Consider the following 13,160-nt stretch of genomic DNA (forward strand, 5'->3'; position numbering starts at 1 on the left):
ATCAAGCCCCCGTCTTACTTGCAAGCTATGAATCTAGCGCTTCATTCACTCTTCTGCCATATATCCATATAATCTATACCGAAGCTGCCCTGACTGTCAAAAAGAATGATTTCATTCGCGCCGCTCTGCAATGTCAGCTCCAGCTCCAGAAAGGCGGCCTCGTTACGCCCCTGCGTCTTGAGGGGATATCCGGCCTTCCGGCCGCCGTTCACGGACACCTCCAGCTTCGCATCCGGGGAAGCATTCATGACCGCTACTATGGCGGTGTAGGTTCCGGCGCGCGGCACACGAAGGTTGCCGAAGCGCAGCGACGCCCCGCGGGTACCCATGCTTACAGCGCCTCCGCCTGAGGCATACGGATGATCCTCCGCCGCCGCTTCCCCCATCAACGCTTGGGCTTCCGCCTCATAACGCGGAATTTCGATTGCGCTCAGCTTAGCGGAGGTTCCCGCAGCCAGCTCCAGCGATACCGTATTCTCCCCTGCTGCAAAGGGCAGGAGCAGATAGGCGTAGCCGGTCTGTCCTTCGGCGGATGGCAGAAGCTTAAGGGACATCGGCTGCCCGCCATTCACCGACACCGCCGCCTCCACCGGTGCTTCACCCGGATTCACATAATGCACCAGCAGCGGGGTATCGCTGTCCACTGCGGACGGCAGCAAGGGGAACTCCAGCTGGTGCCCGTTCTGCACAGCATGCTCCGCCTGGAATACGCCCATTCCTGCAGGCACCTCAAGCGCCGCGCTCAAAGGCTGCGGCTTGCCGAAGACCGGCAGGCCGTCCTTGTCCCAGCTAACGCGCTGTGCCCGCGCCTTGCGGTTGTTCCAGCCGTCCTCCGCCCCTGCCGTGGCATGATAGATGATCCACTGCTCGCTCCCGTCAGGCGATACGGTGAAGGAATTATGCCCTGGTCCGTATACTCCGGCGGCTTCATCCATGGTCAGCAGCGGCAGCTCCGCTTTGGTCCAGCTTGCCGTCTCCAACGGGTCTGAGCCCGGCTTCAGGGCCAGCAGCCCCAGACTGTAATACGGCGTCCAACTGCCCGCCCCGGAATAGACGATGAAGACACGGCCGTCATGATAAAGTATGGACTGGCCCTCATTAATATACGGCGGGCCTCCAGCCTGCTCCCACGCAAGCAGCGGCTCACTGAGCAGTACTCTCGGCCCGCTGATCGTCAGCGGATCACTCATCGGGGCAATATAGGTGTTCTGCGCAGCGTTCATATCCCCTTCCCAGCCGGACCAGACGAAATACAGCGCGTCGTCCACTTCCATCGCCAGCCCGTCGATGGCCCACTTGTTGGTGTTGTCGGTTACCTGCCCCTTGAACGTATAGCCGCCCAGCGGATCACCGCTGTCGCCCTGGAGCACATACATCCGGTGATTCTCGTTATGTCCGTCGTCTGCGGCGAAATAGATGTACCACTGGCCCCGGATATATTGCAGCTCGGGAGCCCAGAGATTCGCCGAATATGCGGTCTCCGCCGGCGGGTACCAGACTACCTTCCGCTCTGCCTGCCGGAAGTCCAGCGTTCGTGACTTCATCACCATAATATCCGTTCCGTTATGGGTGAAGGTCATGTAATAATACCCATCCTTGTAGATGACACTCGGATCAGGCGTATCGATCTCGGCCAGCGTATTCTTGAATGTCCCGCCGTGGCCCTTGTAGACCTGTTGCCCTCCGTCCTGATTCTGCTGCAGCAACAGATAAGCACCTCCCGCCAGAATAAGTAACAGTACTGCCGCAAGGGAGTAGATTCGTTTACGTGATCTCTCACCTCCTACCCATGCCTTCCGGGGTCCCGCTGAACTCTTTTCCATCTGCATCCTCCCCTCACCTGCTATTTCACACCCGAGCTGGTAATCGCCTTCACGAACGACTTCTGGCCGATAATGAAGATAATCAGCACCGGAAGCGCGGCAATGGTGGTCATAGCCATTAATTTGCCGTAGCTCTGGGTATAGCTTCCGGTAGCCATTATCGCAATTCCTGCGGTGATCGTCCGCATCTCCGGCGAGGTAGTCGCATAGAGCGGCCACACAAAGTCATTATAGATCCCCATAAAGGTGAAAATGCCCAGCGTCATCATGATGGACACCGCCGACGGCAGCAGAATCCGGGCGTACAGGTTCCATTTGTTCACCCCGTCGATGCGGGCCGCCTCTTCAATCTCTTTGGGGAAGGAGACAAAGAACTGGTACAGCAGGAACACCCCGAACGCCCCGGCGGTAGCGGGCAGAATCAGCGCCTGGTAGGTGTTGATCAGCCCCAGGGTATTGAACTCGATATACATCGGCAGGAACGTCAGCACGCCGGGAATCATCAGCGAGGCGATGAACATTGCCAGCAGCGTACGGCGCAGCGGCAGATCCGGCAGCCGGGCCAGGGCGAAGGCCGCCATGGAATCAATCAGCAGCACGATCGCCGTCCCCGCGATCCCAACCGACAGGGAGTTGATAATCCAGCGCAGAATCGGCGTATTCATCAGCTCGCCGCTCAGCCCCTGGATGAAATTATCAAGCGTAGGCTTCTGCGGCAGGAAGTTCATCCGCCCGGAGAGGGCTTCGAAGTCATTCTTGAAGGCCGTGGACAGCATCCACACCAGCGGCAGCAGCACGAACAGGGCGATCAGGATGGCCAGCAGCAGCAGGCCCGTTCTTTTGATTTTTCCCATTTAGACCTTCTCCTTCCGGTTCGTAAGACGAAACTGCACGATGGATATGATCATAATCAGCAGCGCCATCATAATCGCCATCGCCGAAGCGGAGCCGATATCCTTGCGCGCGAATGCCTGGTCCAGTACATTAATCAGCAGCACCCTGGTCGTATCTCCCGGCCCTCCGCGCGTCAGCAGAAACGGCTGGGCATACACATTGAAGGACGCGATGGTCGAGGTAATCAGCACGAACAGCATCACCGGCCGGATCGACGGCAGCGTAATGGACACGAACCGGTTCCAGGCCCCTGCTCCATCAATCGAAGCCGCCTCATAATAATCCTCAGGCACCTCATTGAGCGCATTCACAAAAATAATCATATTGAAGCCGATCGTCCACCAGAGCGTCGTGAGGACCAGCGCAATCCAGACCCACGGTGTAGCGGTCAGCCATGGAATCCCGCTCAACCCCAGCTTCTGCAGCAGACTGTTGATGAATCCGGCATTCGTATCGAACATCATCAGCCAGATGACAGCCATCACGGAAGCCGACATCGCGTAAGGCAGGAAATAGAAGGTACGGAACAGCCCGCGCAGCTTCCGCGGGAGCGCATTCACCAGCATCGCCATCCCTAAGCCCGCAACGATCAGCAGCGGAACGGAATACAGGACGAACTGGAGGGTGGTCCACAGGCCGCTGAAGAAGAGGCTGTTCTCATACGTTCCCGGCGTAAGAATTGTAATATAATTGCGCAGTCCAACAAAGGGATGTTCCGCTGACAGCAATTCAAAGTCCTGCAGACTGATCACCAAGCCGTACAGAATCGGAAAGAGCAGAAACAGGCCGAAGGCTGCAAGATAGGGCAGGATGAACAGGAATGAGGTTAACCGTGAAGTCCATGTGCTATTCAAAAGGATTCCTCCATTTCTTCGTACAGGGTAAAGCGGGGAGCGTATCAGCGCCCCCCGCCCCGTTCTGCCGAAATGCTCCGCTTCACCTGAGGCTACTTCATCGCCTGACGGGATTTGGCTACCGCATCATCCATCGCCTGCTGCGGTGATTTTTTGCCGAGAATCGCATTGCTCAGCTCTCCCCATACCGGTTCAATGATGGTACCCCAGTTCAGGACATTCGGTGCAAATTGTACGGACGGGAAGCTCTTGGATACGGTGCTCTGGAATTCCATCGCCTGGAATTCCGCACTGTCCATCACCGTCTTGGAGGCTACCGCCTGACCCGATTCCGCCCAGTCCAGGGAATTGCCGGAGACATATTTCAGGAAGTCGCCGATGCCGGCCAGCGCGCTGCTGTCGGTCACTGCCTTCGGAACCACGAAGCCGTGTGAGCCTCCGTATATCGCCTGCTTCGCCTTGCCGATCTGCGGCATAACGGCTACGCCGTAATTCAGCCCGGCTTCATCGAACTGTGATTTCATCCACGGCCCGTTGAATTGAATCGCGTTCTTGCCTTGCAGGAAGAGGGTATTCTCGCCGTCCTGCTGCACATTGGCCGGGGAGATGCCCTTGTCTACCATATCACGCAGCCACTGTACCATCTCTACCGCTTCAGGAGAATTATAGGCTACATCCGTGCCGTTCCAGAGCTCTCCGCCGTTCTGCCAGACGAGTGACGGGAAGATGAACTGCTGCGGCCAGAGGGTAGGCACGACATAGCCGTAGACCCCTTTGCCTTTGTCCGTCAGCTTCTGTACAGCGTCGTCGAACTCGGCACGGTTCGCTGGAGGTGCAGTGATGCCCGCCTGCTCGAACAGATCCTTGTTGTAATACATCACGACCGGGTGAATATCGAGCGGAATCGTATAAAGCTTGCTGTCGATGGTGGCGTACTTCACCGGGGCTTCGGCAAAATCAGCCGGATTAATGCCCGCTGCCGCTGCCAGCTCATCCACAGGCTGCAGCTGATCCTTGCTCTGGTAGGTCGGCACCTGATCGACATGCATAATCATCAGGTCCGGCCGCTCCTTCCCCGTGCTGAGCGCCACATCCAGCTGCTTGTAATACTCGCCGTTGGGCTGAATGACGAATTTCACTTTGTATTGATCCTGGGAGCTGTTGTATTTATCGACGATTTTCTTCATGAACGGTCCGTCCGAGCCGGAGAAGGGAGACCAGAACAGCAGCTCTGTCTTCTTGCCGTTGCCGCTGCCCCCGTCCGCGCCCTGTGTGGCCTCTCCGCCGTTCGCGCCGTTATTCTTCGCATTGTTCCCGCCGCAAGCGGTTACAACTAGTGCCAGCATCATAACCATCAGTAATAGTGATGCTCCCTTTTGCATGGATCGCTTCATCTGTATACTCCCCTTTGATCGGTGATTCAAAGCTGACTGCTCTTTGATGTCTTTATGTTACCGCCGCAGGGGAGGGCAATAAATGTCCTCAGGCTAGGTTCAGTGGACATATTTACAGATTGCACAGTTCATCTTGCACAATTCATCCTAGTTGGGCAGGTTCGATTCTCTTGAACAAAAAACGGGAGTCTGCCAAGTACTCTTTTAGATAAGCTAAGGCATACGGCTGCTCCTCCCGCAAGCCGGGGAGTTCGTCCGGATTTGAGATATGGTGGCTGTAGTTCCCGATCATGATTTTGACAAAAAAGCATTCCAGCTTCCGTTCATAATCCGTCTCCAGCGCACGGACGCTGCTATAGCCTCGAATCAGGCTCCTGCGCTGCTCCGTGGACAGCTCCAGCAGAGCAGCGGCCAGATCATGGAGGTAGAAGCCGTAGCCGCAGAGGCCGAAATCAATCGCCCGGGGCTTACCCTCAGCGAACACCACATTCCCGCCATGCAAATCACCGTGGATCAGGCCATAGCTGCCGGGGTCCGGCGTCATAGCATCGAGTTCACCAAGGATTCTTATAGCAGCCGCCTGATAGAGCGCCCATGAAGCTTGTGACACCATAGCCGTATGATACTTCTCCAGCTTGTCCCATTCCTTGCGGAAGCTGTCCGCTCCCCAAGCCGGACGGGTGAACTCTGCTGAGGGTACAAACTGTTCGCCCGCTTCATGCATCCCGGCCAGCATAACGCCTACAGCATATAGATGCTCATCCGGCAGACTAGACTCTGCATGCTCCCCTTCCACCCAGCGCATCAGAGTAACATAGTTAAGTTGCTCTCCACCGCCAGCTTCACAGCAAGTCTCCAGGATATAACTGCCGCTTGAATCGGGCAGCCCCACAGGGACAACCAGCTCCGCTGCCCCGCTGAGATGCCTGAGCCATTCCAGCTCCGACAGAATTTCTGCCCGGCTGCACCGTTCGCCATGAATCCGCAGCAGCAGCTTGCCCGCTGTTTCCGTCTCTACCTTGAAGGTGACGCTATCGGATTGTCCAATATATTCAATCTTCGTCCAATCTAATTCGTACGCCTTAAGCGCCCGCAGTACTATATCCCTTGCTGCTGTTTCTAGTTTCATCTTCCTGCCTCCCTCATATGGATGTCTGCATTCATTATAGGGTTGGCGTTGGCGGCGGACATAGATAATAGACAGGTATAACCTGACTTTTGCACAAAAAGAAAAGGCTGCTCCAAAAGTCACGACGCGACTTCTTGGGACAGCCTCTATTTAGGGTGGATTAGGTTGAGGATCAGCTTGAGTGCCAGGCGCGGGCGCTTGTGAATGAAGACTGGTGAGTGAACGCTTGTTTGCGGACGCTTCTGTAAGAACGCTGCGATTGTATTTCATACAATAGATTTCACTTTAACCGGCCCAGTAACCCATTCTGCTGTATTTCATACACTAGATTTCTGCAAATATGCTCCAAAAGGCCGCCAACGCAAAATTCTACTGTACAGAGTGCAGCAGATGCTATTTTTCGGGAGGTTTTGGAGGAATCTAGTGTATATAGTGCAATCGAAGCCAGCTCGTGGCTGAATCTCACAAGAAGAAATGGCTGCGTCACGCGGCCTTAGACCTCTACCCTCTCTGCTTGCTTCCATATACAATCTTCTTGATGCTGTCGCCCGACAGGCAGAATTGCTCCGCCAGCTCGGTTACGCTCAATCCGCTGGCATAATGCTCACGAATGGACTGGTTCCGGGCGCTCAGATAGGATCTGCCGCCTGAATTCTCCCCCCACCGCTTGCGTTGTCCCTCGGGCTTCGGGATATAAAGCATCCCGCCCTGCATATATTTCTGAACCTCCTGCAGCAGCTGCTGCGGTAATACCAGATCTGCATTTACATATTTCATTGCTCGCTCCGCTCCTCTTAAGTTATTTCAACTTATCAAGGCAGCAGAGTCTTTCGGACTGACGTTCACAAGTGGAGCATTACATTATTACAGCGGAGTATAGCTGTCCGCTCTGCACATTAACCGCTGTGTGTGGGTCCGTAGACTCTGCGCAGAGCTGAGCATTAATCTGCTCATGAAGTGTCCTCCTTCCAGTATTATACTTACATATAGCATACCGGAAACCCCGGCTTCAGCGCAAATATCAATACACAAAAAAAAAGGACCCCGCCAGCGTCCGGCGGGGTCAAAAGTTATATTAAAGGGGGGTATGTGAGTACTATACCCCCTCAAGCTTAAAAACAGATGAAGCCCAGGTAAAGATCTGCTGAAACCCGCTCAGATTATAAATTTCTCAACCAGCTGCTGCATTTCCTTAGCGCTCTGCGTATTCTCGTCAGCCATTGTGGCTTCATGGAAGGTCTTCTCCACAATGTCCGCCGTCTTCTCGGCGATATCCTGCACCCCGATGGCCCCCTCGTTCACGGTAGCTGCCACTTCATTGACGGCGATGGCGATACTGGAGACGGTCTCGTTCAGATGATCGGCCGCTTCCTCGAACTGGTTCATCAGCCCGTTAATAGTGGAAGCATCCTCATTATACTGCTGGCTGACCTCGGTCAGGCGCTCATAATCGCCCAGCACATTGCGGTCGATGAAGCTCAGTACGGCCTCGGAATGCCGGGTCATCTGCTCCACGGAGGCATAGACATTTTTGACCACCTCTTGAATGCCTGACGCCGTCTCGGAGGACTTCTCCGCGAGCTTGCGGATCTCCCCGGCCACTACGGCGAAGCCCCGGCCCGCCTCGCCTGCCCGCGCGGCTTCAATCGCCGCATTCAGCGCCAGAAGGTTGGTCTGGCTTGTAATGGAGAGGATCGTATCGGCCAATATATTGATCTCGTGGATCGCTCCTGATTGCTCAATAGCCTGCTGCATCTCACTGCGGACCGAGCTGTAGATCTGCTTAGCGTTCTCTGTGGACGTCACTGCATCATGCTGAAGCTCCAGGGCCCGCTGCGTAATCTTGCCCGATACATCCGCGCCTTCTTTTACCTTAGCACTGATCATTCTGACATTGCTCAGGGTCTCGTGAATAGCCGCCGTCATCTCCTCGGTAGAAGCCGCCGTCTCCTCCATCCCAGCGGACAGCTCCTCTGTCGTGGCTGAATTATCATGCGCATTCTCTCTGACCTCGTTCGACAGCTTCTCCAGCGTCTCGGCATTGTCCAGCACCTTGGAGGAGATCGCAATCAGACTGCCCGCCATCTCACGCAGCGCCGCGCGGGTGCTGAACATGGCCTTGGCAATGGTTCCTGTCTCGTCTGTATTCTTAGTCAAATATTCATATTGATGATCATACTTGAGGTCCAGCTCTGCCGTGCGGTTCACCAGCTCCGTGAGCTTGATGATTGGCGAGGAGATCCGGGTTGCCACCGTAGTCCCGATCAGCAGTGTGAGCAGCAGGCTTCCCAGGCCCAGCAGCAGAATGAAGTTCGTCATTTCGCTCACCGGCTGCAGCACCTCGTCCACATCTCCGGTCAGCACCAGGGTCCACTTCGTCTCGGGGAGCACGGTGAAGGCCGCTTTTTTCTTGGCCCCGTTGAAAGTGTATTCGACATTCCCGTCCGGTACCGTCTGCCCCGCCTTCACCTGCTCGACCACGGCTTTGATGGATTCGTTCTCCACCAGTGAACCTATCTTCTTCTCGTCGGGGTGATACAGCGTATTCCCCGTTTCATCCACCAGGTAGGCATAAGAGGAAGGTGCACCCGCCACCTTGACATCGGCCAGATAGGTCACCAGACTGTCCGCCCGGACTGCCGAAGCGACGAACCCGATCATCTTCTCCCCGCTTGTCACCGGATGGACAAAAGCCACAATATATGCCCCTGTTGACTTGGACTTCAGCGTCTCGCTGATTACAGGCATCCCGGTCTTCAAAACATTCTTCGTATAATTTCTATCGCTGAAGTTGGCGCCGACCAGCTTGGTATCGCTATCCGCCACCGCCGTTCCCTTCAGATCAACCACGAACATATGCTCCAGGTTGCCTGCATCCTTCACCAGCCTCTGAAGCTTCACATTCACTTGATTCTGCAGGGGATTCCCGCCGCTCCATCCGTTATTACCAGCCTGCGTCAACAGCTGCACAATCTCGCTGTCCCCGGCAACCAGCTGCATACTCCGCTTCTCTTTATCAATCATGGCGGCAATGGTCTGCGATTTATTGGTGCCCACCTGTTCCATGGAAGATTCGGTCAGATTCATGATGGTGCCTGTGGATTTGGTATACGTAAAAATCCCCATTAATGCTGTAGAAATAAGTGTAACGACAATCATCATAACTGATAGCTTCATACGAATCTTCATGATTTTCTACTTCCTTCCGCCCTTTTCTTATCCACTCGCTTCTAATCAGCCAAAATGCTAACTTTATTACAATAATTATCGGATTTTCCTCGAAAATAATGAATATTCCTTGTAGTATTTTCAGAAATATTATCGTTTTTTGTCGAATGGTAGTATGAAATATACATTTCATTCCAAACACTGCAAAACCCGCTCTTCCCTGCCGCCGCAGACTACGGCATCAACAGGAAAAGCGGGTTCATATACACAGATACACAGACAGGTTCTATTTAGTAAGCGTGCTGCGAATGTCGGATGAAGCTGGGGCTGCCAGCCGGTCGGCCAGCAGCTCAGCCTGCTGCCGCCGTCTCACCCTGCTGCGGATGAACATGCCGGAGCAGGCAGCCAGAATCTGCTGGAACAGCATACCGGAGATCACGGGCAGCGCTACGGCGGGCGGGAAATAGCGCACAGCTAACACTGCACCTGCACTGAGATTACGCATACCGGAATTGAACTGTACGGCCACAGAGCTCTCATGATCATAGTGCAGGCGGCGCGAGACGAATGCTCCAATAACGTAGCCGAGGGCAACCGTAACGAAGGTCACCGCGATAATCAGCACGAGCTTGCCATCCGGATGCTTCAGATACCGGGCAATGCTGGCCCCATTGATCGAGACCACGGTGAACAAGCCCACCTTGACAAACGGGGCCAGCGGCGGGCCGCAGACCGTGCTGATCTTGCCTTTGCTGAATTGATTCAGCAGCATTCCCGCTACGGAGGGCAGCACCACCATCCAGAGCAGACCCCGCATCATCTCACCGGCATCCATCTGTACGCTTGCGCCCATCAGCACATATAGGGTAGCGGGTACAATCAACGGCGATAACAACGTATCGATCAGGATCAGAGCCAGCGTAAGCGCAATATTCCCGCCATGTATGGATACCCAGACTACACTGACCACCCCGGTTGGAATTGCAAACAGCAGTACATACCCTGTAACCGTATAAGGATCGCCCGGGAAAAACAGCATCGCGGCCAGCCAGCCGATCAGCGGCATCACGACATGTAGGATGACCAGCAGAAGAATCAGCTTCTGCGGCTTGACCAGCACGGCAAGCAGATCCCGGAAATTGGATTTCAGACTGCCGATCAGCGTCATACCCGCAAAAATCCAGGGCACCAGCCACGTTAACGGAAGCAGGGACGCCTCATTGAGCACGCCAACTACGATGGCTGCGGGTGTTAGCAGCGGCATGATCCGCTCCAGCACCGTATTGGAAGATACTAATCCGCGTCTTACTGCACCAAGCATGTATTTCATCCCCCTATGTGAACTATGCCATTATACTCTGCTGCACTGACTGTCTCTGCTGCAAGGTCCGGTAAGGGAGCTATACTCCTTGCGGGAACAAGGCGTCCAGCGCCGGGCAAGGCCGTTTCTCCAGATAGTCCGACAGCGGTGCCGGCATATTGCTGTATAAATCCTTCAGTGATGTTCCGTTATAGATATTGCCGATAATGACCGGGTGGCACAGCTCGGAGATCAGAATGTCGCCGTTGCCGTGCAGATGAAGCTGCTTCATGCCTTCAATGCAATGCGGGAAGTAGACGCCCGGCTGCTCCCCGAAGCCCATCGCGTCCATGAACCGGTCCATACAGGTGAAGTAGAGAGTGGTATCCTCCGGCTTCTGCGCAATCAGCTCATTGACGGCATTCTTCAACTGCTCGCGGGCGGCAATCGCCTTCCAGCCGGTATGTCCCATGATAATACTGTTCTGAATTTCATGCGTTCTTACGCCCATCGAATAGACATGCTCGCTGATTTCCTGCATATGATCCTGTGTTTCATTGAACAGCAGGGTCTCCAGCACCACATTGACATTGGTCTTGGCGAACATGGTGATGTTCTCTCTGATTTTGTGATAGACACTCGGATGAATATTATAATAACGCGAGAAGCCTTCAGCCGTGGTGAAATTAAAAGAAATATGAATCGTCGTCAGACCTGCGTCCACCAGCTGCCCGATCCGCTGCTCATTCAGCAGACTGCCGTTCGAGTTCAACTGGGTCTGAATCCCGCGCGAAGAGCAGTATGCCACAATCTCCACGCAATCCTGAAACTTCAGTGTAACCTCTCCGCCCGACAGGCGCACCCGCTTAAGATTAGGCAGCTCCTCCAGAATGCGGATGACCTCCTTGCCGTCAAGGGTCTGGCCGTCATTTCTATTATAAGCGCAGCAATAGTCGCAGCGGAAATTACAGTTCGAGGTCACTCCGACCTCCAGCCCTTCCAGCTCATAAGTCATCGGCTTATCCAGTTCCAGCGCTTTATATTTCGTACTCATCTTCTATAGTCCTCCTTGGATGCTGATTATTCCTGTTCAAAGGTCAACTATAGAATTATACAGGTTAGCCCGCGAGGTTAATGTGACATTTAATATGTGCAAAAAAACTGCCGCACGGTTATAGGCTCACCATACGGCAGTCTTCATGAAGATAGATAAACCTGCTACAGCTCGATAGCTTCTCCCATCCGGTTCAGCACCGGCTGGCCGATGATCCCCAGACGCCAGATCGCAATCCCCTTCAGGCCGTACCGCTTAGCCAGGCCGATCTTGGCATTGACGGAGGCTTCGTTCTCACTGTAGACCGATATCCCGAGAATCAGCTTCTCCTTGCTGACCTGATCAAGCGCCAGCCGGATGCTCTCATCGACCTTATTCATCGGCTCCGGCCCGGTCTCTCCTTCATAGGCGTAAGCCATAATGACCAGATCATCCGCAAGTGTCCCCAGCGTCTTGTAATCATACCCCTTGTAGGAGCTGTTCAGCGGATGCAGAATGACGGTCAGCTTGAGGCTGGCGGCGCGGGCGGCTGTGGAGAGCTTTTGGACAAAAGCGTTATATTGGCTCTGTACCAGCGCCTTATCCCCCGTCAGTCCCAGTCCTTCCAGATCCAGTCCGATGCCCTTGAAGCCCTTCTGCGAGGCCAAATCAACAATACTGGCGATCGTCTGCTGCTGGAGCTGCGGGTCCTCCAGATTCTTGCTCAGCTCCAGTGACGAGTCACTGGAATAGACCATCAGGTAGGGAGAGGTCCCTCCCGCCGCCGCATTCTGCACAATCGATTCCGGCGTAACCTCGCCTGCCGCCTCCGGCCACCAGAAATCCTTGCCGGTGGTGGTGAACTGGCCGTCTTTATCAATTCGCGCCCAGCCAAAAGCAACCGCATCGAAGCTTGGAATAAGCGAGACCTCACTGTAGGCCTTCTGTGCGTAGAAGCCCAAGGTGTACATGTCCCGTTTCGGGGAGGTAATGGATACGGTCTTGGACGCCTGATCCCAGGAGGCTGCCGCTCCGAACTGCTGGCTGAAGAATTTGAGCGGCAGCATCGTCGTTCCGCGGATATCCTGCGGCGCTGCCGCAAGCTTCACTACCGTCCCGTTCACGACGGCATTTTTGCTGCCGAGGGTCAGGACCACTACGGTTGGAGCGGTGCCAGCTGCGTCCTTCCGGGTGGCCGTGATTTTGCGGGCCTTCTGATTCCATTCCACCTGAATTCCCAAGGCTTCAGAGATGGCGCGGAAGGGCACCATGGTCGTTCCGTTCATCATCACCGGCTCCACCGGGAACGGCAGCGGATATCCGTCCAGCATGATACTGACACCCGCAGGTGCCGCATGGACCGCGCTTGCCGGAAGTGCCGAGAGGCTGCCGAGTGAGATCGCTGCGCATAATACTATTTTGGCCAAATGCTTCATATAAGTAGGTTCCCCGTTCTCTTAAATAGATTGTGAATCTCTCAACCTTACATCCCCTACTATTCTAGCAAACTAGATAAATATAGCAAATGAAGGTATTGTAACCATTGCAGATTCACCCGTCCGGGG

General features: G+C 54.7%; 10 protein-coding genes. All 10 read right to left on the reverse strand.

The genetic code is table 11. From position 1 onward, the window contains the following. Nucleotides 1-41: 41 nt before the first annotated feature. The gene (locus MKY96_RS17890; RefSeq protein WP_340942047.1) at nt 42-1,823 is read right to left on the reverse strand and encodes a family 43 glycosylhydrolase; all 1,782 of its coding nucleotides are present in this window, start codon (nt 1,821-1,823) and stop codon (nt 42-44) included. A 20-nt stretch (nt 1,824-1,843) separates the two neighbouring features. Beyond that, a complete protein-coding gene (locus MKY96_RS17895; RefSeq protein WP_340942049.1) occupies nt 1,844-2,677 on the reverse strand; it encodes a carbohydrate ABC transporter permease in 834 nt (277 codons plus the stop codon). Continuing rightward, nucleotides 2,678-3,571, reverse strand: coding sequence for a carbohydrate ABC transporter permease (locus MKY96_RS17900; protein ID WP_340942051.1), 894 nt, complete (start codon nt 3,569-3,571; stop codon nt 2,678-2,680). Between the two features lie 92 nt (nt 3,572-3,663). Further along, nucleotides 3,664-4,965, reverse strand: coding sequence for an ABC transporter substrate-binding protein (locus tag MKY96_RS17905; protein WP_340942053.1), 1,302 nt, complete (start codon nt 4,963-4,965; stop codon nt 3,664-3,666). 142 nt (nt 4,966-5,107) lie between these two features. Then, on the reverse strand, nt 5,108-6,094 hold the full coding sequence (locus tag MKY96_RS17910) for a phosphotransferase enzyme family protein (protein WP_340942054.1): 987 nt from the start codon (nt 6,092-6,094) through the stop codon (nt 5,108-5,110). 501 nt (nt 6,095-6,595) lie between these two features. After that, a complete protein-coding gene (locus MKY96_RS17915; protein ID WP_209991123.1) occupies nt 6,596-6,871 on the reverse strand; it encodes a CD3324 family protein in 276 nt (91 codons plus the stop codon). Nucleotides 6,872-7,249: 378 nt separating this feature from the next. After that, entirely contained in the window at nt 7,250-9,271 is a 2,022-nt protein-coding gene (locus MKY96_RS17920; RefSeq protein WP_340942058.1) for a methyl-accepting chemotaxis protein, read from the reverse strand. Nucleotides 9,272-9,548: 277 nt separating this feature from the next. Then, on the reverse strand, nt 9,549-10,583 hold the full coding sequence (locus tag MKY96_RS17925) for a bile acid:sodium symporter family protein (protein WP_340942059.1): 1,035 nt from the start codon (nt 10,581-10,583) through the stop codon (nt 9,549-9,551). 79 nt (nt 10,584-10,662) lie between these two features. Continuing rightward, on the reverse strand, nt 10,663-11,616 hold the full coding sequence (locus MKY96_RS17930; RefSeq protein WP_340942061.1) for a radical SAM protein: 954 nt from the start codon (nt 11,614-11,616) through the stop codon (nt 10,663-10,665). A 164-nt stretch (nt 11,617-11,780) separates the two neighbouring features. Then, entirely contained in the window at nt 11,781-13,031 is a 1,251-nt protein-coding gene (locus MKY96_RS17935; RefSeq protein WP_340942064.1) for a stalk domain-containing protein, read from the reverse strand. Between the last annotated feature and the right edge of the window lie 129 nt (nt 13,032-13,160).

It is taken from the genome of Paenibacillus sp. FSL R7-0302, from assembly GCF_038006885.1.
Taxonomy (GTDB): domain Bacteria; phylum Bacillota; class Bacilli; order Paenibacillales; family Paenibacillaceae; genus Paenibacillus_AQ.